This is a genomic window from Geodermatophilus obscurus DSM 43160 (genome assembly GCF_000025345.1).
In the GTDB taxonomy this organism is placed as follows: Bacteria; Actinomycetota; Actinomycetes; order Mycobacteriales; family Geodermatophilaceae; genus Geodermatophilus; species Geodermatophilus obscurus.
This window is the reverse complement of record NC_013757.1, coordinates 5,284,309-5,306,926: the sequence shown is the minus strand read 5'-3', so window position 1 is coordinate 5,306,926 and position 22,618 is coordinate 5,284,309. Positions and strand designations below refer to the sequence as shown.

General features: G+C 73.9%; 20 protein-coding genes. 11 read left to right on the top strand and 9 right to left on the bottom strand.

Annotated features, from left to right (window positions below):
* Positions 1 to 45: 45 nt before the first annotated feature.
* Together GOBS_RS24905 and GOBS_RS24900 are read right to left on the bottom strand one after the other, a co-directional pair.
* Positions 46 to 2,400 (bottom strand): DUF6049 family protein, encoded by a 2,355-nt coding sequence (locus tag GOBS_RS24905; protein WP_012951031.1) that lies wholly within the window; start codon positions 2,398 to 2,400, stop codon positions 46 to 48.
* A 76-nt stretch (positions 2,401 to 2,476) separates the two neighbouring features.
* Positions 2,477 to 2,953, bottom strand: a complete 477-nt coding sequence (locus GOBS_RS24900; protein ID WP_012951030.1) for an NUDIX hydrolase — start codon at positions 2,951 to 2,953, stop codon at positions 2,477 to 2,479.
* Between the two features lie 81 nt (positions 2,954 to 3,034).
* On the opposite strand from GOBS_RS24900, the gene GOBS_RS24895 reads away from it, so the two are divergent.
* Complete coding sequence (locus GOBS_RS24895) at positions 3,035 to 4,498, top strand: CCA tRNA nucleotidyltransferase (RefSeq protein WP_012951029.1); 1,464 nt, start codon at positions 3,035 to 3,037, stop codon at positions 4,496 to 4,498.
* A gap of 41 nt (positions 4,499 to 4,539) precedes the next feature.
* Positions 4,540 to 5,520, top strand: coding sequence for a hypothetical protein (locus GOBS_RS24890; protein WP_012951028.1), 981 nt, complete (start codon positions 4,540 to 4,542; stop codon positions 5,518 to 5,520).
* Between the two features lie 6 nt (positions 5,521 to 5,526).
* Here GOBS_RS24890 and GOBS_RS24885 read toward each other — a convergent pair whose 3' ends face one another.
* Complete coding sequence (locus GOBS_RS24885) at positions 5,527 to 6,777, bottom strand: MFS transporter (RefSeq protein WP_012951027.1); 1,251 nt, start codon at positions 6,775 to 6,777, stop codon at positions 5,527 to 5,529.
* 228 nt (positions 6,778 to 7,005) lie between these two features.
* Between GOBS_RS24885 and GOBS_RS24880 the strand changes: the two genes are divergently transcribed.
* Positions 7,006 to 7,569 (top strand): YqgE/AlgH family protein, encoded by a 564-nt coding sequence (locus GOBS_RS24880; protein ID WP_012951026.1) that lies wholly within the window; start codon positions 7,006 to 7,008, stop codon positions 7,567 to 7,569.
* Between the two features lie 156 nt (positions 7,570 to 7,725).
* Here the strand turns inward: GOBS_RS24880 and GOBS_RS24875 are convergent, their stop codons facing one another.
* From GOBS_RS24875 to GOBS_RS24865, 3 genes are all read right to left on the bottom strand, one after another.
* Complete coding sequence (locus GOBS_RS24875) at positions 7,726 to 8,484, bottom strand: hypothetical protein (protein ID WP_012951025.1); 759 nt, start codon at positions 8,482 to 8,484, stop codon at positions 7,726 to 7,728.
* A gap of 297 nt (positions 8,485 to 8,781) precedes the next feature.
* Positions 8,782 to 9,861 (bottom strand): inositol-3-phosphate synthase, encoded by a 1,080-nt coding sequence (locus GOBS_RS24870; protein ID WP_012951024.1) that lies wholly within the window; start codon positions 9,859 to 9,861, stop codon positions 8,782 to 8,784.
* Positions 9,862 to 9,973: 112 nt separating this feature from the next.
* Entirely contained in the window at positions 9,974 to 10,591 is a 618-nt protein-coding gene (locus tag GOBS_RS24865; protein WP_012951023.1) for a PadR family transcriptional regulator, read from the bottom strand.
* Between the two features lie 189 nt (positions 10,592 to 10,780).
* On the opposite strand from GOBS_RS24865, the gene GOBS_RS24860 reads away from it, so the two are divergent.
* The 3 genes from GOBS_RS24860 to GOBS_RS24850 all read left to right on the top strand — a co-directional run bounded on the left by GOBS_RS24860 (position 10,781) and on the right by GOBS_RS24850 (position 15,320).
* Positions 10,781 to 11,200 carry a DUF5318 family protein gene (locus GOBS_RS24860; protein WP_208104358.1) on the top strand — a complete coding sequence of 140 codons (420 nt, stop codon included), beginning with the start codon at positions 10,781 to 10,783 and terminating at the stop codon, positions 11,198 to 11,200.
* Between the two features lie 167 nt (positions 11,201 to 11,367).
* Entirely contained in the window at positions 11,368 to 13,800 is a 2,433-nt protein-coding gene (locus GOBS_RS24855; RefSeq protein ID WP_166487508.1) for a transglycosylase domain-containing protein, read from the top strand.
* 23 nt (positions 13,801 to 13,823) lie between these two features.
* Positions 13,824 to 15,320 (top strand): glycosyltransferase family 87 protein, encoded by a 1,497-nt coding sequence (locus tag GOBS_RS24850; protein WP_012951020.1) that lies wholly within the window; start codon positions 13,824 to 13,826, stop codon positions 15,318 to 15,320.
* A 38-nt stretch (positions 15,321 to 15,358) separates the two neighbouring features.
* On the opposite strand, the gene GOBS_RS24845 is transcribed toward GOBS_RS24850, so the two are convergent.
* Positions 15,359 to 16,171, bottom strand: coding sequence for a deoxyribonuclease IV (locus tag GOBS_RS24845; RefSeq protein WP_012951019.1), 813 nt, complete (start codon positions 16,169 to 16,171; stop codon positions 15,359 to 15,361).
* A 216-nt stretch (positions 16,172 to 16,387) separates the two neighbouring features.
* Here GOBS_RS24845 and rpsF point away from each other — a divergent pair, with 216 nt between their 5' ends.
* The 4 genes from rpsF (at position 16,388) to rplI (ending at position 17,986) form a co-directional block, all read left to right on the top strand.
* On the top strand, positions 16,388 to 16,675 hold the full coding sequence (gene rpsF / locus GOBS_RS24840; protein WP_012951018.1) for a 30S ribosomal protein S6: 288 nt from the start codon (positions 16,388 to 16,390) through the stop codon (positions 16,673 to 16,675).
* 2 nt (positions 16,676 to 16,677) lie between these two features.
* On the top strand, positions 16,678 to 17,157 hold the full coding sequence (locus tag GOBS_RS24835; RefSeq protein ID WP_012951017.1) for a single-stranded DNA-binding protein: 480 nt from the start codon (positions 16,678 to 16,680) through the stop codon (positions 17,155 to 17,157).
* A gap of 134 nt (positions 17,158 to 17,291) precedes the next feature.
* On the top strand, positions 17,292 to 17,528 hold the full coding sequence (gene rpsR / locus GOBS_RS24830; protein WP_012951016.1) for a 30S ribosomal protein S18: 237 nt from the start codon (positions 17,292 to 17,294) through the stop codon (positions 17,526 to 17,528).
* 2 nt (positions 17,529 to 17,530) lie between these two features.
* Positions 17,531 to 17,986 carry a 50S ribosomal protein L9 gene (rplI, locus tag GOBS_RS24825; RefSeq protein WP_012951015.1) on the top strand — a complete coding sequence of 152 codons (456 nt, stop codon included), beginning with the start codon at positions 17,531 to 17,533 and terminating at the stop codon, positions 17,984 to 17,986.
* 132 nt (positions 17,987 to 18,118) lie between these two features.
* Here rplI and GOBS_RS24820 read toward each other — a convergent pair whose 3' ends face one another.
* Positions 18,119 to 18,520, bottom strand: a complete 402-nt coding sequence (locus GOBS_RS24820) for a RidA family protein (RefSeq protein WP_012951014.1) — start codon at positions 18,518 to 18,520, stop codon at positions 18,119 to 18,121.
* A 510-nt stretch (positions 18,521 to 19,030) separates the two neighbouring features.
* Here GOBS_RS24820 and dnaB point away from each other — a divergent pair.
* Complete coding sequence (gene dnaB, locus GOBS_RS24815) at positions 19,031 to 21,646, top strand: replicative DNA helicase (RefSeq protein ID WP_012951013.1); 2,616 nt, start codon at positions 19,031 to 19,033, stop codon at positions 21,644 to 21,646.
* A 331-nt stretch (positions 21,647 to 21,977) separates the two neighbouring features.
* Here the strand turns inward: dnaB and GOBS_RS24810 are convergent, their stop codons facing one another.
* The gene (locus GOBS_RS24810) at positions 21,978 to 22,322 is read right to left on the bottom strand and encodes a hypothetical protein (RefSeq protein ID WP_041241676.1); all 345 of its coding nucleotides are present in this window, start codon (positions 22,320 to 22,322) and stop codon (positions 21,978 to 21,980) included.
* Between the last annotated feature and the right edge of the window lie 296 nt (positions 22,323 to 22,618).

The window sequence follows — 22,618 nt, the reverse complement described above, 5'->3', positions numbered from 1 at the left end:
AGTTCGCGGGGGCTGCTGTGCTCATGGGTGAGCTCGCACGCTCGCTCACACGGGGCTCCGCGTCGGGGGCAGCGGGACCGCGGCGCCCTCGGGTGCGGGGCCGCCCGGCAGGTCGCCGTCCCCGTCGTCGGGGGTGCCGCGGCGGCGGCGCAGCAGGAAGCGCACCAGCCGGCGCAGGAAGAGCAGCCCGAGCAGCGCGGCCGCGCCGATGGTGATGACCACCGAGATCGACCCGTACGCGGTGCTCTGCACCTGCAGCTGTACGGGGTCACCCAGCGGTGCGCCGTCCGGGGTGGTGAGCGTGGCAGCGACGCCGAAGCGGCCGGACTGGCGCACCTCGGTCGGGACCGTCAGCGTCGTCCGCTGCTCGGGCCCGAGCACCTGGTCGCCGAGGTCGCCCACCGACAGCGCGTTGCCGCGGGTCTGCACCCGCAGCTGGACGCGGAGCGCGAAGGGCAGCTCGTTGCTGACCGTGAGCACGAGCGGTGCGTCGCTGGAGGCGAGGCTGTAGGTGCCGGCGGCCGGGGCGAGCAGGGTGACCCGGTCGAGCAGCCCGCCCATCGTCGTCCGCAGGTCCGCGGCGGCCGCGGTGAACGCCGCGGGGTCGTCCCGCCAGGCGGCCGAGGTGGCGCGCGCGATCGCGGCGTCCCAGGGCGCCAGCACCGCGTCGGCGTCCCCGACGACCGCCCCGGCGAGCTGGTCGCGGACGGCGACCGCGGCGGTGACGTCGGTCAGGCCGGCCGGTTCCAGCCCGCCCGGGTCGGCCGGGGCGACCAGCTCGCCGGCGTCGGTGGCCGGCCCGTCGCCGAGCTGGGCCACGGTCGCCGGCCGCAGCCCCGGCAGCTGTGCCGCGGCGGCCATCATCGCGCTCACCGCGGCGGGGTCGGCGTCGACCTCGCGGGGCGGGGCCACCAGCACGCTCTGCCCTCCGGCCGCGTCGCCCGGCTGGAGCGTGAGGAGCGCGAGCTCGGCGACGGTGCGCTGCTCGGCGGCGCGGCGGCCCCCCGGGGCCTGCGCCGCGTTGCCGGCGAGCCGGCCGAGCGCGGGGTCGGCGACCAGGGCGTCGACGTAGCCGTCGACGGTGGGCACGGTCGCCCGGGCCGCGGCCGGGCCGTCCAGGCCGAGCGCGGCCGCCCCGTCGCTGAGCCCGCCGGGGGCCAGCACGACCTCCCGGACGCCGCCGTCCTGCAGGACGCCGAACGTCTCCGGGCGCAGCGAGCCGCCGACCGCCCAGGCGAGGTCGATCCGCGCGGCCACTCCCAGGACCTCCCGGAGGACGTCCGCGCCGGCGGTGCCCCCGGTCCCGGTGGGCACCGCGGTCGGCGGGGCGGTGGGGGCGTCGGGGTCGTCCTGCGCCGTCCCCTCGGGGCTGCCGGGCAGGCTGCGGGTGACGACCGGTGTTAGCCCGGCCGCGGTCAGGGCGTCGGCGTCGACGTCGCCGTAGGGCAGCGCGACGACCGGGTGGTCGGCGGCGACGGCGCGCAGCCGCGCCAGGAAGGCGGCGGCCTCGTCGGTGCCCGCCCCGGCGCCCTCGTCGCCGGCGACGGCGTAGGGGCCGTCGGCCATGACCTGCAGCTCCTCGACCAGCGCGGGGTCGACGGCGAGGGTCACCGGGACCACGGGCGTGGGCTGGCCGCCCCCGGGCGGCACGGTCTCGGGCAGCCGCTCCACGGTGGCCAGCGCCCGGTCCAGCCGGCCGCCGGGAGCCACCTCGCCGGTCAGCTCGTCGTCGACGAAGGCGCCGGACGCGTCGCGGTGGGTGCGCTCGACCAGCGGCCACAGCCAGGCGACGCCGGCCGACGTGGGCGGCAGCACCGACGGCTGGACGAGGTAGGTGGTCAGCTCCCCCACGCGGCGGCGGTCCCCGTCGGACCCGACGCCGTTGAGGTTGAGCAGCACCGGGTAGACGCCGTCCCGGTCGATGGCCAGCGCGTCGGTGGTCGTGGTGAGGGTGAAGGACGCCGAGGCGCCGGGGCGCAGCTCGTCGGCGACGTCCTGGAACGGCGTGGCGACGACGGCCGTCAGGTCGCGGGCGCCGTCGACCGCCTGCAGCTCGGCGCGGGTGGCCAGCGGCCCGCCGCGCTGCAGCCGCACGTCGAGGTCCTCGATCGTCTCCGTGCCGGTGTTGGTCAGCTCGCCGGCGATGGTGACCGGGGCGCCCGGGGCGAGCGTGCGGGGATCCAGCCGGGTGAGCTCCACGCTCACGGGGCGGTCCTCGGCGGCCCCCGGGGCGGGAGCGGGGTCCTCCGGCGCGGCGGCCGCGGACGGCGCCAGCACGACGAGGGGAGCCGTGAGGGCCCCGGCCAGGGCGAGGCCGACCGTCGTCCCCCGGGCGGTGCGGCGGGGGGAAGACGCGGCGGACCGGCCGCCGGCGCCCCCGGCAGCCGACCGCCGGCTCACGACAGCTCCTCGCCGGCGCCCGTCGGCCCGGTGCGGCGGCCGCCTGCGCTGTCTGCCGGTGAGCTCGCCGGCCCGCTCACGCGCTGTCGGCGAGGAGCGCGGGCGCCCGCTCGACCAGTGCTCGCTCGTCGGCGTAGGCGAGCCGGGCGCCGAGCTCGTCCAGGGGCACCCAGGCGACCTCGGTCACCTCGATGTCGGCGTCGGACAGGGCTCCTCCGACGGCGCGGAGCAGGAAGTGGTGCACGGTCTTGTGCACCCGGCGGCCGTCGGCGACGAACCAGAAGTCGATGATCCCCAGCGGGGCGACGACCTCGCCGATGATCCCGGTCTCCTCGGCGACCTCCCGGACGGCGGTGTCCTCCGGGGTCTCGCCCTCCTCGATGTGCCCCTTGGGCAGCGACCAGAGCAGCCGCCCGCGGCGATCGGTGCGCCCGATGAGGGCGGCGCGCGGTCCCGTGATGGGGTCGTCGGCCACCACCAGGCCCCCGGCGGAGGTCTCGTCGACCCGGCGCAACCGGCGGCCGGGGCGCCCTCGCCCGCCCGTCCCAGCCATGCCAGGAGGGTAGCGCGCGGCACGCCACTACCCTGGATCGTCGTGTCCGGTGAGCCTCTCCTTCCGACGACAGCTGCGTCCGTGCCGCCCGCCGTCCAGGAGACGGTGCGCGAGCTCGTCGACCTCTCCCCCGTGCTGACCCGGCTCGGTGAGCGCTTCACCGCCGCGGGCTTCGAGGTGCACCTCGTCGGGGGCTCGGTCCGCGACGCGCTGCTGTCCGCGGGCTCCGCGGGTGGGCGGGGGACCGGCATGGCCCCCGGCGACCTCGACGTCACCACCGACGCCCGGCCCGAGCAGGTCCTCGACCTGCTGCGCGGGTTCGCCAGTTCCACGTGGAACAGCGGCATCGCGTTCGGCACGGTGGGCGCCGAGGTGGACGGCGTCCGGCTGGAGATCACGACCTTCCGCGCCGACCGCTACGACCGGGAGTCGCGCAACCCGGAGGTGGCCTGGGGGGACTCGCTCGTCGACGACCTCGCCCGCCGGGACTTCACCGTCAACGCGATGGCCGTGTCGCTGGGGCCCGACCGCACCGTGACCGACCCCTACGGCGGCCTGGGCGACCTGCTGGCCGGCCGGCTGCGGACGCCGGGTGCCGCGGAGGACTCCTTCGCCGACGACCCGCTGCGGATGCTGCGCGCGGTCCGGTTCGTCGCCCAGCTCGGCCTGACCCCGGTCGACGAGGTGGTCGCGGCGATGACTTCGCTGGCTCCCGAGCTCGGCCGGATCACCCCGGAGCGGGTGCAGGTGGAGCTGTCGAAGACGCTGCTGCAGCACTCCCCCCGGGCGGCCCTGGAGCTGTTCGTCGCCACCGGGCTGGCCGACGTCGTCCTGCCCGAGCTCTCGGCGCTGCGGATGGAGATCGACGAGCACCACCAGCACAAGGACGTCTACACCCACTCGCTGACGGTGCTGGACCGGGCGATCGCGCTCGAGGAGGCGGATCCGGACGCCGAGTCGCCGGACCTGGTGCTCCGGCTGGCCGCGCTGCTGCACGACATCGGCAAGCCGGCCACCCGCCGGCACGAGCCGCGCGGCCGAGTCTCCTTCCACCACCACGAGGTGGTCGGGGCCAAGCTGGTGCGCAAGCGGCTGCAGGCGCTGCGGTACTCCAAGGAGGTCGTGGAGTCGGTCGCCCGGTTGACCTTCCTGCACCTGCGCTTCCACGGCTACGGCCGTGGCGAGTGGACCGACTCCGCCGTCCGCCGCTACGTCACCGACGCCGGCGACCTGCTGCCCCGGCTGCACAAGCTGGTGCGCTCGGACTGCACGACGCGCAACAAGCGGCGGGCCGCGGCGCTGTCGGCCACCTACGACGCGCTGGAGCGGCGGATCGCCGAGCTGTCGGCGGCCGAGGACCTCGCCCGCGTGCGCCCGGACCTCGACGGCAACGCGATCATGGAGATCCTCGGCATCCCGCCCGGCCGGGAGGTCGGCGAGGCCTGGAAGCACCTCAAGGACCTGCGGCTCGAGCGCGGCCCGCTGGCGCCGGAGGAGGCCGAGGCCGAGCTGCGCAGCTGGTGGGCCGCCCGCACGGGGGCCTGACCGGGCTGCAGCCGGAGCTCCCGGCTGCCGACAGGAGAGACGTGGGCGAACAGCGACCAGGCCCGGAACCGGGCTCCCGCCTGCCCACCTCGCCGAGCGGGCGCACGCCGCAGTGGGTGGTGGACGAGGCGCTCGGCGTCCCGGTCCAGCCGGTGCCGTGGCGGGCTCCCGGGCCGCCCGCACGCCGGCGCCGCGGGTCGGGGTTCCTCAGCCTGCTCGCCGTCCTCCTGGTCGTGGGCGGCTCGCTGGGGGCCGCCGTCCTCGCCGGGGCCGTGCCGTGGCCCTGGGACCGTGCCGCGCCGGCCGGCCTGGCCCCGGACCGCAGCGTCCCGATGGCCGCCCCCACGGACCGTCCGACCCCCGGGGTGGGGGCGAGCCGGTCGCCACGGGGCGACCCCGCACCGGCGCCGGTGGCCGGCGGGCCGCACGCCTTCTCCCTGGTCCAGGCCGACGGGGTCACGCCGGTGGCCTACGACCCCTGCCGGGTCGTGCACTACGCCATCCGGCCCGACGGCTCCCCTCCCGGCGGGGAGGAGATGGTGCACGCGGCCGTGGCCCGGATCGCGCAGGTGACCGGCCTGGTGTTCGTCCACGACGGCCCGACCGACGAGGTGCCGGCCGCCGAGCGGGAGGCGTTCCAGCCCGACCGCTACGGGGACCGCTGGGCTCCGGTGCTCGTCGCCTGGGAGACCAAGGTGGAGAACCCGGACCTCGCGGGCGACATCGTGGGCCAGGCCGGCAGCCTGGCCGTCTCCCTGGGCGAGGGGACGCGGGTCTACGTCACTGGCACGGTGTCCCTCGACGCCGGCCAGTTCCCCGAGATCCTGGACCAGCGGGACGGCGAGGCCACGGCCTCGGGAATCGTCCTGCACGAGCTGGCGCACCTGGTGGGCCTGGACCACGTCGACGACGAGTCCCAGCTACTGCACCCGCAGACGGTTCCGGGCGTCACCGACTTCGCGGACGGGGACCTCACCGGGCTCGCCCGCCTGGGGCGGGGAGCCTGCGTCCCCGAGCTCTGACCCTGCTCAGCGGGGCAGCGACGACCGGGCGGCGAAGCCGGCGGTGAGGACGTAGGCGGCGCCGACGGCGACCATCGCGGGCGGGGAGACGCCGTCGGCCGGCAGCAGGCGCGCGGCCACCAGCAGGGCGGCCACGTAGCCGACGTTGACCAGCATGTCGTAGACGGAGAACACCCGGCCGCGGACGTCGTCGTCCACCACCTGCTGCAGCGTGGCGTCCACGCAGATCTTCACGCCCTGCCCGAGGAAGCCGAGCACGGCGCCGGTCAGGACGACGGTCGCCGGGAGGAACGGCAGGCCCAGCGCTGCCAGCAGCAGACCCCCGGCACCCAGCAGCAGGGTCACCCACCGCGCCGTCCCGAGACGGCGCACGGCCGCCGGCGTCACCGCGGCCGCCAGCAACGTGCCGCACGCCCCCGCGGCCAGCGCCACGCCCGCTCCCAGCAGCCCCTCCCCGGACGGCGAGGCACCGCGGAAGAAGAGCAGCGTGACGAGCGTGACCAGCCCGAAGCAGAGCCGGTGCACGGTGATCAGGGTCAGGGCGGTGCCCGCGGGCGGGCGGGCGCGCACGTGCCGCGCGCCGGCCACCATGCCGGCGACCACCTGCCGCGCAGACGGCCGAGCGGCGCCCTCGTCCGGACCCAGGGCGCCGCGGGCGAACCCGGCGGCGAGCGCCGCGGCGAGCAGGTAGGGGCCGGCCGCGCCCAGGGTCAGCGCGGCGTACCCGGCGTCCCCGGGGGACCCCGCGACCTGCTGCAGCGCGACCGCCACCGCCCCGCCGGCCACGGTGGCCACCGCGCCGGACGTCGTCGACAGCGCGTTGGCCGGCACCAGGTCCGGAGCCGTGTGCGGCAGGGACGCCGAGAGCGCGGAGAGCACGAAGCGTGCGACGGAGAAGAGCACCAGCCCGGTGAGCAGGAACGGCGCGCCGGCCGACCCGCCCGCCACGAGCAGCGCCAGGACGGCGACCAGCCCCGCGCGCAGCAGGTCGGCGTGCACCAGCACCTGCCGCCGGCTCCACCGGTCCAGCCAGACGCCGGCGAACGGCCCCACCAGCGACCAGGGCAGCAGCAGGACGGCGAACGCGGCGGCGACCTCGACCGGGTCGGCCGCGCGCTGCGGGTTGAACAGGACGGTGCCGGCCAGCGCGGCCTGCAGCACGCCGTCGCCGAACTGGGCGGACAGCCTGGTGGCGAGCAGCCGGCGGAAGTCGCCGCGGGCCAGGAGTGAGCGCACGGTCGTCCCCGCCTGCCGCACCCGGTCACCCTACGGTGGCCACTCCTCTCCACAGGGTCGACGACGGGCCGGGAGGCCTCCCACCGGAGGCGCGGTCGCTCCCTCCAGGTGGCGTTCCGGTGGGGCACACTGGGAGCGATGACTCCCCCGTCCTCGCCCGATCCCGAGTCGGGGCCGCCGGCCCGACCCGCGACGGGCCGACGTCGCCCGGACGCGATCCCTGCGCTCTCGACGGGCCGCCTGGACGACGTGCGCCCCGGGTCGCTGCTCGTGGCGATGCCGAGCCTGACCGACCCGACCTTCGCGGGCACCGTCGTCTTCGTGCTCGACCACAACGACAGCGGCACGCTGGGCGTGGTGCTGGGCCGGCCGAGCCAGGTGGAGATCCGCGACGTGCTCCCCGGCTGGTGCGACCTCGCCGTCGACCCGGTCGTGTTCCACGTGGGCGGGCCCTGTGAGACCGACACGGCCCTGTGCCTCGCCGTCTGCGACCCGGTCCTCTGCGCGTCCCCCGACGAGGACTGCGGACTGCGGCCGGTGGCCGGCGACGTGCACCTGGTCGACCTGGACGCCGACCCCGACGAGCTGGTCGGCCGGGTCCGGGGGCTGCGGGTGTTCGCCGGCTACGCGGGCTGGTCACCGGGCCAGCTGGCCGGAGAGGTCGCCGAGGGTGCCTGGGCCTGCGTGCCGGGCAGCCCGGACGACGTGCTGAGCGAGCTGGCCGGCCCGGAGCTGTGGCGCCGGGTGATGGGCCGCCAGACCGGGCGCCTGGCCGTGCTCTCGACGGCACCGGCCGACCCGTCCGCGAACTGACCCCGCGCGTCCCCCGTGCGCTCGGGCGCGGCATCTGGTAGGAACATCCCCGGGAGGGGCGGTCTGGGGAAGAGGCCGCCCCTCCCGCACGTCCCGGCCCGGTGAGGTGCTGGAACGGCCGCCTTGGAAGACCCCCTGGCCCCGCCCCGGGTCCTCCTACAGGCCGACGGTGGCCGCCACCTCCGGGTGCGCCGACCCGTCCACGGACTCCCCCTCGGCCGGCAGCGTGATCTCCCGCGGGCCGTGGTCCGCCAGCGTCACCGTCACCTCGAACTCCTGGCCGGGCAGCGGCGTGCGGTACTGCACCAGCAGGTCGGTGGACCGGTCGACCGCCACCGACCAGCCGGCTTCCGAGGCGTAGAGCTGCGCGAGCTCGCCGTCGATCGAGCGGTCGCCCTCCCACGTGTAGCCGGCGCCGCGGAAGTCCCCGCCGTCGTCCGGCTCCTCGGCGGCGAGGTTGAGCACCACCGTGGTGAGGACGTCGACCAGCGGCGCCTCCTCCCCCAGCGTCACCGCACGGCGCACGTAGGAGGCTTCAGGCAGCCCCTCGGCACCCAGCGCGGCGGTCAGGCCCGGGACCTCGCCGAACCACAGCTCGTCGGCGGAGAAGAACAGCGTGCGGGTCTCGTCGGGCCGGCCGTCGCCGTACGAGGTGACCGCCTGCGCGCGACCGGCGCCACCGGCGAGGTCGACCTCGCCGGTGAGGGTCAGCACGGTGTCCTCGCCGTAGGGGGCGGTGACCACGAAGTCGGCGCCGCCCCGCTGGTGGTTGTCGGCGAGCAGCTGCGCGAGGAGGTCGGCCTCCTCCTCGGTGACCGGCGCGCCCTCCGCCCGCTCCTCCGGGCCGCCGCAGCCGGCCAGCAGGGCCACCGCCAGCCCCAGTGCGGGGAGCAGCGGTCGGCGGCGGGCGGACATGCGGCCAGCGTAGAGAAAGGACCACCCTGCCCCCGCGCCACTCGCAGGCTCGCGGCGGGTCCCTGCAGGGCGGCCGCTCGGGGTCACCCGGCAGGGCGCGACAGGGACCGCGGTTCATGCGGATCGCGGGCCCTGTCGGCCCCGTCCAGAGGCTCGCCCCGAGCGGGCGAGGGGTGAGGAGGACGGGTGTGCGGACCACCCTGCGCCTCACCGCTCGGAGGAGGACCCCGTCCTCCCCGGCCTCCGCAGGCTCAGGCCGGGACCCGGGACGGGGGCGGCGGGACCCTGCAGGGGTCTTCAGCGCTCGATGTCGCCTCTGATGAACGCCTCCACGGCGTCGCGGGCCTCGCTGTCGCTGTACTGCACCGGCGGGCTCTTCATGAAGTAGGACGACGCGGAGAGGATGGGGCCGCCGATACCGCGGTCCTTGGCGATCTTCGCGGCGCGGACGGCGTCGATGATGATGCCGGCGGAGTTCGGGGAGTCCCAGACCTCGAGCTTGTACTCCAGGTTCAGCGGGACGTCGCCGAACGCGCGGCCCTCCAGGCGCACGTAGGCCCACTTGCGGTCCGAGAGCCACGGCACGTGGTCCGACGGGCCGATGTGCACGTTGCCGGCACCCATGTCCCGGTCGACCTGCGAGGTGACCGACTGGGTCTTCGAGATCTTCTTGGACTCCAGCCGCTCGCGCTCGAGCATGTTCTTGAAGTCCATGTTGCCGCCGACGTTGAGCTGCATCGTGCGGTCGAGCTGCACGCCGCGGTCCTCGAAGAGCTTGGCCAGCACGCGGTGGGTGATGGTGGCGCCCACCTGGCTCTTGATGTCGTCGCCCACGATCGGGACGCCGGCCGCGGTGAACTTGTCCGCCCACTCCTCGGTGCCGGCGATGAACACCGGCAGCGCGTTCACGAAGGCGACGCCGGCGTCCAGGGCGCACTGCGCGTAGAACTCGGCGGCCTGCTGCGAGCCCACGGGCAGGTAGCAGACGAGGACGTCGGCACCGGACTCGCGCAGCGCGGCGACGACGTCGACCGGCTGCTCGTCGGACTCCTCGACCACCTCGCGGTAGTACCGGCCCAGGCCGTCGAGGGTGGTGCCGCGCTGCACCTGCACGCCCACCGGCGGGACGTCGCAGATCTTGATGGTGTTGTTCTCGCTGGCGATGATGGCCTCGGACAGGTCGCGGCCGACCTTCTTGGCGTCGACGTCGAACGCCGCGACGAACTCCACGTCGCTGACGTGGTACTCGCCGAAACGGACGTGCATCAGGCCCGGCACCGACGTCGTCTCGTCGGCGTCGCGGTAGTACTGGACACCCTGCACCAGCGAGGCGGCGCAGTTGCCGACGCCGACGATGGCGACCTTGACGGATCCCATGGACATCTCCTTCTTCACTGACCGCGTGCGGTCTGTGGACACGGACCGTGGACGGTCCTGCTCGGGGGAACGGGCGAGGAGCTCTCCCGCCTGGTCATCGGGGAGGTGCTGGTCAGGGCTCGGGTGGCGCCTGTGCCGGTGGGTCCCCCGGGGTGGCGCCGTCGTCTCGACGCCGCTGACCGTCGGTCAGCTCGCGGTCGATGAGCTCCGCCAGCCAGCGGACCTCGCGGTCGACCGATTCCAGGCCGTGGCGCTGGAGTTCGAGGGTGTAGCGGTCCAGGCGCTCGCGGGTCCGGCTCAGCGAGGCCCGTAGGCCCTCGCGCTGCCGTTCGACGGTGCGGCGGCGACCCTCGAGGATGCGCAGCCGGACGTCCGCGGCGGTGTGCCGGAAGAACGCCAGGCGGACGCCGAAGAGCCCGCCGTCGTCGTACGTCTCCGGACCGGCCTGGCCGACCAGCTCGTGGAAGCGCTCCTTGCCCTCGGCGGTGATCGTGTAGACCACCTTGCCGCGCCGGCCGGTCAGCGGCGGTGCGTCGGCCGGCAGGGGGGCGCGGCGGTCCGGCTCGTCGGTGGTGACGTACCCGGCCGCGTGCAGCCGCTTGAGCGCGGGGTAGAGCGACCCGTAGGAGATGCTGCGCAGCCCGCCGAGCACCTGGGCGAGCTGTTTTCGCAGCTCGTAGCCGTGCATCGGCGACTGGTGGAGCAGACCCAGGATGGCGAACTCGAGCACGTCGCCTCCCTCGTCGTCCTGCGGATCGATGTATCGACACGATACATCGAAGACCTTGGAAGGACCCCGTCCTCCCCACCCCTCGCACGCTCGGGGCGGTGCCCTGGACGGGGCCGGGCGAGCCTCGGTACGGGGTCCCGACGTGGTCGGACACCTTCCGGTGTCCTCCGCGGTGCGTACATTGGCGCAGTGCCCGGACGTCGATCCGTCGTGGACTACTCGCTGCAGCGGCGAGCCGTCCTCGCCGACGTGTACGCCGGTCGCACGGGGCTCTTCGAGGTCTGCGACGCCAGTCCGTACCTCACCCGGGCGGCCAAGTACCACGGTGAGGTGACCGACGTCGCCTGCCCGGTGTGCCGCAAGGAGCGGCTCACGCTGGTGAACTACGTCTACGGGGAGCACCTCGGCCCCACGGCCGGCCAGGCGAAGACGCAGGCCGAGCTCGCCCGGATGGACCGCGCGCAGGAGGAGTTCTCCGTCTACGCCGTCCAGGTGTGCCGCGGGTGCGGGTGGAACCACCTGGACTGCTCGTACGTCCTGGGGGCCGAGCCGGAGCCGGGTCGCCAGCCGCGGCGCGCGAGGCGGCGGACGGCCACCGAGCAGTTGTAGTACGCGTCACACGGGGAACACGGAGTGCCCCGCGTGGTCGTTGAGACACCGAGGCGTCGCTGCGCCGCGGGTCGTCCTCGCTCGCACAGCTCAAGACGCCACCCTGGGTGCCGGACGCGGTCCGTCCTGCGCGCCCACCGAGACCCGAACCAGAGAGGGGCCCCTGCGTGCCTCCCCACGACGAGACCTCACCGGTCGGGCCGCGCGGCGGCTCGGTCCGCCGTCCGCCGTCCGGTCGCACCGCCGGCGGGACCGGCGGAGGCGGCCGGCCCCCGGCGGGCAGGGGCCGGCCACCGGCAGGCCGCGGCGGCCGGACGACGGCCTCGCGGCCCGGCCCGGCCGCACGGGGCACCCGTCCCGCCGGTAAGAGCGCCCGCAGCAGGCAGCAGCGCCGCCGGCGCCGGCTCAAGGCCCTCCTCGGCGTGCTGGCGGGCGCGTTCGTGCTGCTCGGCGTCTTCGTGGGCGTCGTGTACGCGACGACCGACGTGCCCGACCCGGGCTCGGTGCAGAACGCGCAGACGACGGTCGTGTACTACGCCGACGGCACCACCGAGATGGCCCGGCTGGGCGCGGAGAACCGCACCAACGTGCCGCTCGCCGAGGTCTCGGAGCCCGCGCGCGAGGCGATCCTGGCGGCCGAGAACCGCAGCTTCTACACCGACCCCGGCATCTCCGCGACGGGCATCGTGCGCGCCGCGTGGAACAACGTGACCGGCGGCTCCACGCAGGGTGGCTCGACCATCACCCAGCAGTACGTCAAGAACGCCTTCCTGACGTCGGAGCAGACCTTCAGCCGGAAGTTCCAGGAGCTCTTCCTCGCCGTCAAGCTCGACAACGAGTACGAGAAGGACGAGATCCTCGAGAACTACCTCAACACCATCTACTTCGGCCGTGGCGCCTACGGCATCGAGACGGCGGCCAACACCTACTTCGGTGTGCCGGCCAGCCAGCTGACCGCCCAGCAGGGTGCGGTGCTCGCCGTCCTCGTCCGCAGCCCCTCCCGCTACGACCCGGAGTCCAACCCCGAGGGGGCGATGGACCGCTGGGGCCTGGTGCTCGACGCGATGGTCGGGGAGGGCTGGCTGACCGAGCAGGAGCGGCAGGCCTCGGTGTTCCCGCCGGTGCTGCCGCGGACCGGCTCCAACCTGGGCATCCCCAGCGAGTCGCAGGGGCTGGTCGTCCAGCGCGTCATCGCCGAGCTGGAGGCCAAGGGCTACGACGAGCAGCAGATCCGGGCCGGCGGCCTGCGGATCACCAGCACGGTGGACAAGCGCTACCAGGACGCCGCCGTCTCCGCGGTCTCCGAGATCATGGACGGCCAGCCGGAGAACCTGCGCGAGGCGCTGGTGTCCGTCGACCCGAACACCGGTGCCGTGCGGGCCTACTACGGCGGTCCGATCGGCGCCGGTGACGGCGCGGTCGACTACGCGCAGGCCCTGCGTCAGCCCGGCTCGTCGGTCAAGCCGTACGTGCTGGCCACCGCGCTGGAGGACGGCATCAGCGTCAACGCCCGGCGCGACGGCTCCTCGCCGCAGGAGTTCCCCGACCGCCCGGGCCTGCCGGTCCGCAACTCCGGCGGCGCCTCGTGCGGCTCCTGCACGCTCAGGGAGGCGCTGACCCGCTCCCTGAACACCACCTACTACGGGCTGGCCTACGAGGTCGGCGCCGAGCGGGTCCGGCAGAACATGCTCGAGGCCACCGGCCTGCCGGAGGCCTGGCCCGACGAGCCGGCCTACGGCACGCTCGCCGGCAGCAACACCCTGGCCGACCCGCAGACCGGCGGGACCGGCGCCTCGATCGGCATCGGCCAGTACGAGATGCGCCCGATCGACCAGGCGCACGGCTTCGCCACCCTGGCCACCGGTGTCGAGCACGAGCCCTACTTCGTCGCGCGGGTGACCGACAGCGAGGGCGCGGTGCTGCTGGACTACAACGGCGACGCCGGTGACCGGGTCTTCGAGGACGACGTGGTCAACGACGTCACCTATGCGATGACCGACGTCGCCGCCTACTCGCGGCGCTCGCTCGACGGTGGCCGCGAGGTGGCCAGCAAGACCGGTACGCAGGGTCAGGGCGAGGACAACTCCGACGCGTGGATGGTCGGCTTCACGCCGTCCGTCTCCACCGCGGTCTGGATGGGCAACGACTCGCCCGCCCAGCCGATCGAGGACGTCAACGGCCGGATCATCTACGGCTCGGGCCTGCCCGGCGCCATCTGGCAGGAGTTTATGGACACCGTGCTTGACGGGACGCCGGAGGAGGACCTGCCCGACCGGGCGCTCATCCGCGGTGACACCGGCAACGGCGTGCCCGCGCCGCAGACCGAGACGCCGACGCAGGCACCGACCCAGGTCACCACCGCGCCGACGCAGCAGCCGGACCCGACACCCACGCCGCAGCCGACTCCCACGCCGACCCCGACCCCCGCGCCGCAGAACCCGCAAGGACCGCAGGGCCCGCAAGGACCGCAGGGCCCGCAAGGACCGCAGGGCCCGCAGAACCCGCCGGGTCCGGCCCCGGTCCCGGTGCCGCCGGGCCCGGAGGGCACCGAGGCCGGACAGAACGCCGAGGACCTGGGCAACGGCCAGCAGAACGGCTGACCTCCGGCGGGCAGACTGACCGCATGAGCACGATCCCCACGGGCCCGTCCGCACCAGCGGACGGGCCCGCGGCGTCTCCGGAACCGGACCGCGTCGTCCCCACGTGGACCGACCCGGTTGTGATCCAGGCCAGCGAGGCGGTGGGCGGCCCCTGGGGCCGCCACGCGCTCGTCGGGCGGGCCTCGTTCTGGACCCCGCTGCGGGTGTGCCTGCTGTTCACCACGACCGTGCTGGCGCTCGCCTGGCTCAAGCAGGCCCCGTGCTCCGACGGCGACTGGACCGGCTCGCTGCAGTACACCCACCTCTGCTACTCCGACCCGGTGCCGCTGTTCGGCGTCTACGGGCAGGGCGAGGGAGCGCTGCCCTACCTCGACGCGCGGGTGGAGTACCCGGTGCTCACCGGGGCGGCGATGGCGCTCGCCGCGCTGTTCTCCGGCTGGTACGACGGGCTGGCGGCCGCGGTCGGCGTGCTCCCGGCGGTCCCCCCGGTGCAGAGCTACACCGTCGTCACGGCGCTGCTCATGTCAGTGTGCGCGCTGGCCGTCACCCGCGCCGTCCTGCCGCTGACCGGCCGGCGGCCGTGGGACACCGCCATGGTGGCGCTGTCGCCGGTGCTGCTGGTCTACGCGTTCAACAACTGGGACCTGCTGGCTGTCGCCCTCGCCACCCTCGGGATGTGGGCGTGGGCCCGGCAGCGGCCGGTGCTCGCCGGGGCGCTGCTCGGGCTCGGCGTGGCCGCCAAGCTCTACCCCCTGCTCGTGCTGGGCGCGCTGTTCCTGCTGTGCCTGCGCGCCGGTGCGCTGCGGCTCTGGCTGCGGGCGGCGCTCGCCGCGGCCGCTGCGTGGCTGGCGGTGAACCTGCCGGTGGCCCTGCTGGCACCGGAAAACTGGGGCTGGTTCTTCGCCTTCAGCCGGCAGCGCCCGGCCAACCCGGAGTCGATCTGGAACGTCCTGCTGACGGTCACGGACAACCGGGTCCTCGACGGTCTCCTCGCCGACGGAGAGACGCCGTCGGTGCTCAACGCGGTCGTGGCCGTGCTGCTGCTTGCGCTGGCCGCCTGGGTCGCCTGGCTGGTGCTGAGTGCCCCGGTGCGGCCGCGGGTGGCGCAGGTGGTCTTCCTGCTGGTGGCCGGCTTCCTGCTGCTCAACAAGGTCTACAGCCCGCAGTACGCGCTGTGGCTGCTGCCGCTGGCGGTGCTGGCCCGGCCGCGGTGGCGCTCGCTGCTGGTCTGGCAGGTCAGCGAGGCCCTGGTGTGGGTCCTGACGATGCTCTACTACCTCGGCACCGAGAACCGCGGCGTCGAGGTCGAGTGGTTCTTCCTCGCCGTCCTGGTCCGCGACGCCGTCCTGGTGGCCCTCGTGGTGCTGGTCGCGCGGGAGACGAGGCGGCCGGACGACGACGTCGTCCGCACCAGCTGGCCCGGCGTCGACGACCCCGCCGGCGGCCCGCTGGACGGAGCACCGGACGCGGTGACGCTCGAGGGGACCCGCGCGCGGGTCAGCCGGAGCCCCGCGGGTTGACGCCCCTGGCGCGTGCTCCACGTGGAACACGCGCCGGGTCAGGCCAGGGCCTGCCGCAGCAGGGTGATCTCCTCGGCGTGCGAGGCGGCGTCGCCGGGGGTCTCCAGGACGACGGGGCAGTCGGCTGACCGGGCGACCTCGACCAGCAGCTCGGTCGGGATCTCGCCGTCTGCCAGCGGGGCGTGCCGGTCCCGGCTGGAGCCCTGCGGGTCGCGGCTGTTGTTGAGATGCACCAGGTCGACGCGGCCGGTGATCGCCCGGACGTCGTCCACCGCGGTCGCGAGGTCCCAGCCGGCGGCCCAGGCGTGGCAGGTGTCGAGCACGAAGCCGGCGCCGAACTCGCCGACGGCGTCCCACAGCCGGGCGAGGGCGTCGAGGTCGCGGGCCATGGCGTTGCCCCCGCCGGCGGTGTTCTCGATGAGCAGCGGCAGGGGGAAACCGCCGTCCTCGGCCTGCCGGGCGAAGGTCTTGCGCCAGTTGTCGACGCCGGCCGCCGGGTCGTCCTTGGCGAGCACGTGGCCGCCGTGCACCACCATGCCCACCGCCCCGACGGCGGCGGCGGCCTTTGCGTGCGCGGCCAGCAGCTTGCGGCTCGGGATGCGGATGCGGTTGTTCGTCGTCGCCACGTTGAGCACGTACGGCGCGTGGACGACGACCGTGACGTCGCCGGCCAGCAGGTCGGCGGCGTCCGGGCGGGGCTCGGGGGCCTTCCAGCCCTGCGGGTCGGCCAGGAAGAGCTGCACGCCGTCGGCGTCCATCTCCGCGGCGCGGGCCAGCGGACCGCCGGCGTCGAGCTCGTTGTCCTCGGTCAGGCCGGGTCCGACGTGTACGCCGATCGGGTGAGCTGGCACGTGACCGACCCTAGTTCCGGACCCTGACGGCTTCGTCCCGGAACGGCCGTCCCGTCGTCCCCCTGTGGACGGCGACGGAGCCCGCCGGCGGCGCTGGTACCCTCGACGGAGCGCGTTCCACCGGTGGCTGTCACCGGGCGGGGCGCGCGACGCGTGTACGACCCTCCTGCTGCAGACCGACTGCAGCCGCTCAGACCAGAGGAGGTGGGGTTCTCCGTGCGTCGCTACGAACTGATGGTCATCCTCGACCCCGACCTGGAGGAGCGCACGATCGCTCCCTCCCTCGACCGGTTCCTCACCGTGGTCACCAACTCCGGTGGCACCGTGAAGACCGAGATCTGGGGCCGCCGCCGGCTGGCCTACGAGATCAACAAGCAGGTCGAGGGCATCTACGCCATCGTCGACATCCAGGCCACGCCCGCCGCGGTGGCCGAGCTCGACCGGCAGCTGAACCTCAACGAGTCGGTCCTGCGCACGAAGCTGATGCGGCCCGAGGTCCACTGACGATGGCCGGCGAGACCGTCATCACCGTCATCGGCAACCTGACGTCGGACCCGGAGCTGCGCTTCACGCCCTCCGGTGCCGCGGTCGCCAACTTCACCGTGGCCTCCACGCCGCGGACCTTCGACCGCCAGTCGCAGGAGTGGAAGGACGGCGAGGCGCTCTTCCTGCGCTGCAACGTCTGGCGGCAGGCGGCGGAGAACGTCGCCGAGTCGCTGACCCGCGGGTCGCGGGTGATCGTCTCCGGCCGGCTCAAGCAGCGGTCGTTCGAGACCAAGGAAGGCGAGAAGCGCACCGTCGTCGAGCTCGAGGTCGACGAGATCGGCCCGTCGCTCCGCTACGCCACCGCGAAGGTCACCAAGGCCTCCCGCGGTGAGGGCGGGGGCGGCTTCGGCGGCGGTGGTGGTGGCGGCTTCGGTGGCGGCGGCGGGTCCAGCGACCCGTGGTCGACCCCGGCCCCGCCGTCCGACGAGCCGCCCTTCTAAGCGGACCACCCTTCCCCCCACGCCTCGCTCCGCTCGGCGCGGGCGCTGAAGGGTGGCCGTTCCAGTACGTCACCACGCTCGGCGCGGTCCCCTGCAAGGGGCCGTTCCATTCCGTCACTCTCTGGAGAACCCCGGTGGCCAAGCCCCCCGTTCGCAAGCCCAAGAAGAAGGTCTGCCAGTTCTGCAAGGACAAGGCGACCTACATCGACTACAAGGACACGACCCTGCTGCGGAAGTTCATCTCCGACCGCGGCAAGATCCGTGCCCGCCGCGTGAGCGGCAACTGCAGCCAGCACCAGCGGGACGTCGCCACGGCCGTCAAGAACAGCCGTGAGATGGCCCTGCTGCCCTACACCTCGACGGCGCGCTGACCATGAGCACCCAGAAGCTGATCCTGACGCAGGAGGTCACCGGTCTCGGGTCCTCCGGTGACACGGTGGAGGTCAAGGGCGGGTACGCCCGCAACTACCTCCTGCCCCGTGGCCTGGCCATCCAGGCCACCCGCGGTGCCGAGAAGCAGGTCGAGTCGCTGCGCCGGGCGCGCGCCGCCCGCGAGGTGCGGTCGCACGAGGAGGCCCAGGCCGTGGCCGGGCGCCTGTCCGGCCTGACGGTCCAGGTGCCGGCGCGCGCCGGTGAGGGTGGTCGCCTGTTCGGCCGCATCACCACCGCTGACGTCGTGAACGCCGTGACCGCCGCCGGTGGCCCCGCGCTCGACCGGCGCCGGGTGGAGCTGCCCAGCAGCATCAAGACGACCGGCCAGCACACGGTGACCGTGCGGGTGCACCCCGAGGTCACTTCTCAGCTGACCATCGAGGTCGTCCCCGGCTGAAAGAGGACCCCCTGCCCCCCACCGCTCGCAAGCTCGCGGCGGGACCCTGCAGGGGGCCGCACGCTGACGTGCAGCGCCCGCGAGGGGCGTCGGACTCCGGTCCGGCGCCCCTCGCGGCGTCGTGCGGCCGGGTCAGCCGACCGCGGTGGCCTCGATCTCCACCATCAAGTCCGGGAAGGCCAGCCGAGTGACGCCGACGAGCGTGCTGCTCGGCCTCACGCCGGCCGCGGTAAACCGCTGGGCCAGGCCCTCCCAGGCGCCCATCATCGCGTCGACGTCCGTGGTGAACACGGTTGTGCGGACGACGTCGGCGAGTGTCATCCCGGCCTGCCCGAGCACGGTCTCGAGGTTGTCCAGAGCGAGCGAGACCTGAGCGACGATGTCACCGGCGTGCTGCGGTGTGCCGTCGGCGTCCACGGCGGCCTGTCCGGAGAGTGCGAGGACGCGGGTCGCGCCCTCCACCAGTTGCGCCTGGTCGAACCCGTATCCGAGCGACCACGGCCAGGGGTTCACGGACGTGCGGGTGATGGTCATCGGTTCTCCCCTCCTCGCCCGGCGGCGGCATCGACGGCCGACGGTGCGGTGCCCATGCTGGACCTCCGTCGGACGGGTGGGCCCTGTGGACGTGTGACCGCTGGGGCGCCTGCGCCCGCACGCCCGACACGCCGAAGGGCGACACCCGGATTTCTCCGGACTTTCTCCCGTCCACACCCGGTGGGCGGCCTTCCCGCAGCTCAGTGGCGGAATACGGGGGACGGCGCCGCGGCGTCCCCCGCTGTCTCCACATGTCGACACGGCTGTGTCCACCGACTTGTCCACAAGTTGTGCAGAAGCGCACCCACACCGGTGTTGGACTGGTCCGTCCGCGCTTCCTAACGTCCTCCTCGACCCCGCGACCGCCCGGACTGTCGGTGCCCCGGGGTAAGAACGTCTCGAACGCCTGTTCGAGTCAGGTGTGCAGCGTGCTGGTGCTCCCCCACCAGGCCCCGGCGATCCCGCCGGGGCCTGTGCGCGGGTGCGCCGTGAGTGGATGGAGGACCTCCCGTGGCGGTGGCCGACGACTTCAGCCGACCGACCCCGACGGCGCCGCAGTACGACCGGCAGCCGCCACAGGACGTCGCGGCCGAGCAGTCGGTGCTCGGCGGCATGCTGCTGAGCAAGGACGCGATCGCCGACGTCGTCGAGGTGCTCGCGGGGCTGGACTTCTACCGGCCGGCCCACCAGGTGATCTTCGACTGCATCCTCGACCTGTACGGGCGGGGCGAGCCGGCCGACGCGATCACCGTCGCCGCCGAGCTCAACCGCACCGACCAGCTGTCGAAGATGGGCGGCGCGGTCTACCTGCACACCCTCATCCAGTCGACCCCGACGGCGGCCAACGCCGGCTACTACGCCGCGATCGTGGCCGAGCAGGCGGTGCTGCGGCGGCTGGTCGAGGCCGGCACCCGCGTCGTCCAGCTGGGCTACGGCGCGGCCGGCGGCAAGGGCGACGTCGACGACATCGTCGACCGCGCCCAGCAGGAGATCTACGACGTCACCGAGAAGCGCATGAGCGAGGACTACTCGCGCCTCGAGGACGTCCTGCAGCCGACGATGGACGAGCTGGACGCCATCGCGTCCCGCGGCGGCACCGCCCGCGGCGTCCCCACCGGCATCCGGGATCTCGACGAACTGACGAATGGTCTTCAGGCGGGACAAATGGTCGTCATCGCCGCTCGTCCGGGTGTGGGCAAGGCCCTGGCCCTCGACACCCCGATCGCGACGCCGACCGGCTGGACGACAATGGGTGAGGTCGCTGCCGGTGACCAGGTGATGGGCTCGGACGGCCGGCCGACGACGGTCCTGGCCGCCACCGAGGTGATGACCGGTCGCCCCTGCTACGAGGTGCACTTCTCCGACGGCTCTGTCATCGTGGCCGACGCCCAGCACCAGTGGCTGACCGAGACCCGCGCCAGCCGGAGGTCCGCCCAGGCGGCGGCGACCGGCTGCAACGGCCACCGCAACCAGCGGACCTTCGGCGAGGTCCGGACGACGGAGGAGATCGCCCGCACCGTCCGCTGCGCCACCAAGGACGCCCGACTCAACCACTCGGTGACCATCGCGTCCCCCCTGGAACTGCCGGAGGCGGACCTCCCCCTGCCGCCGTACGCGCTCGGGGTGTGGCTGGGGGACGGCACCTCACGGGCCGCGCACTTCACCAGCAACGACCCGGAGATCGCGGTCCACATCGAGGCCGACGGCCTCGTCGTCGAGCCGACCGGTGTCGACCGGCGGTATGCCCTGCGGCTGCCGGCCCGGCCAGCCGTCGAGGCCCGGCCGTGTCCCATGTGCGGCGAACTGTTCGTCCCCAGGACCTCCCAGGTGCAGACGTGTGGCAAGACGTGCGGCGGCCGGCTGCGGGCCAGCGGTGGCGTCGGCCGGCAGGCGACCTGCCCGGACTGCGGCGGCCCGTCGTCGGGCTTCGCGCAGTGCCAGGCCTGCCGGAACGAGCACGGCACCGTGCAGGGTCTGCTGCGCTCGCTGGGCGTCTTCGGGGACAAGCACATCCCTATGGCCTACCTGCGGGGCTCCGTGGCCCAGCGGCGTGCTCTGCTGGCCGGGTTGCTCGACACCGACGGGACGGTGGCACCGAGCGGGGTGGTCCAGTTCGCGGTGACCAACCAGCGGCTGGCCGACGACGCCCGCGAGCTCGTCGCCGGCCTCGGCTACCGGGTGCGGATGACGCGCAAGCGGGTCAGGGGTCGCAGCGAGGCGTCGTCCACCTGTTTCACGCTGACCTTCAGCACGGACGACGAGGTGTTCCGGCTGGAGCGGAAGAAGCTGGTGCACAAGGAGCGGGGTGCGCGCACCTTCACCGCCCGCGGCGTCCGTTTCATCACTGACGTCCGGCCGATCGAGAGCGTGCCCGTGCGCTGCATCGAGGTCGACGCCAAGGACCACCTGTTCCTGGCCGGCCGCAGCTTCATCCCGACCCACAACTCGACGCTGGGCCTGGACATCGCCCGGTCGGCGACGGTGAAACACCACCTGGCCACCTGCATCTTCTCGCTCGAGATGAGCAAGCACGAGATCACCATGCGTCTGCTCTCGGCCGAGGCGAAGGTGCCTCTGCACCACATGCGCGCCGGCACGCTGTCGGACGAGGACTGGTCGAAGCTGGCCCGCCGGATGGGCGAGATCGCCGATGCCCCGCTCTACATCGACGACTCCCCCAACATGACGATGATGGAGATCCGGGCGAAGGCGCGGCGGCTCAAGCAGCGCAACGACCTCAAGCTCGTGGTCATCGACTACCTCCAACTCATGACGTCCGGTAAGCGCGTCGAGAGCCGTCAGCAGGAGGTCTCGGAGTTCTCCCGTGCCCTCAAACTGCTGGCCAAGGAACTGGAAGTGCCAGTAATTGCGATGTCGCAGCTGAACCGTGGCTCAGAACAACGGCAGGACAAGAAGCCAATGCTTTCCGACCTTCGCGAATCCGGCTCGATCGAACAAGATGCCGATATGGTCATGATGATCCACCGCGAGGACATGTACGAGAAGGAGAGCCCGCGGGCCGGCGAGGCCGACATCATGCTGGTGAAGCACCGGAACGGCCCCACCGCGAACGTCACGGTCGCCTTCCAGGGCCACTACAGCCGCTTCGTGGACATGGCGAACTGACACAGCACACGACGCGGAGAGGCCCGGAGTGCACGGTGCTCCGGGCCTCTCCGCATCCCGGTCCCGGCCGGCGAGCTGTCGTCGAGCCCGATCTGACGGTCGGCTGAGAACTGCACAGCCCACCCATCTCGTGACCGCGGCGCGACCGACAGCCTGCTCGACCTGCACCGTCAGACGCCCCCGGAGTGACCTGAGAGGTGCCGATCGGCGACGGGGCCTGCTGCGCTGAACCACCCTGGCGCCGGCTACGCGGGAGGGCACACAGACGCGGAGGCCCGGGACGGACGACGTCCCGGGCCTCCGCGTCCGTGTTCCACGTGGAGCACGACGGTCAGGCGACGAGGACCCGTGCCAGGCTGTGCGCGCGCACCCGCAGCTCCCCCCGGCCCACGTTGACCGTCCCGGTGAAGCCGTACACCGTGGAGTTGAGCGCCTGCAGCTCCGGCGCCGCGGTGGGCAGCACGACCGAGCCGTGCATGGGCAGATCGGCGTCGGGCCAGACGAAGGCCGGGTCCGCGACCTCCTCGAGCGGAGGCGCAGGCGACGGCGCCGCGACGTAGCCGTGGACCTCCGTGGCGACCGTCCGCCCGCCCTCACCGGAGAACAGCTGCCGGACGTCGACCACCCCGACGCCGTCCTGCGCGGCCTGCGTGCGCCCCGTGCGGACGGCGTGCAACGCCGTCCGGTCAGGTCGCCGGCCGCGCCTCGGGCCGCCACGCCGGAGCGGTCGCCCGTCCAGCGACGCAGCGTCCCGCCGCCGGCGGACCTGTGCGGTGCGTGCGGTACCAGGGTCCGCGGCGTCGGCCTGCGCCGCTGTTCCTGATCACCTGACGCCGAGGGGACGACGATGGGGGCCGGTGGTCGGCCTGTTCCACGTCATCGTGGCGGCGGCCACCGGGAGCACCGAACGCCAGGGGCCCGGAACCGACTCGGTTCCGGGCCCCTGGCCTGGCGTCCACTGGGTACTGCAGC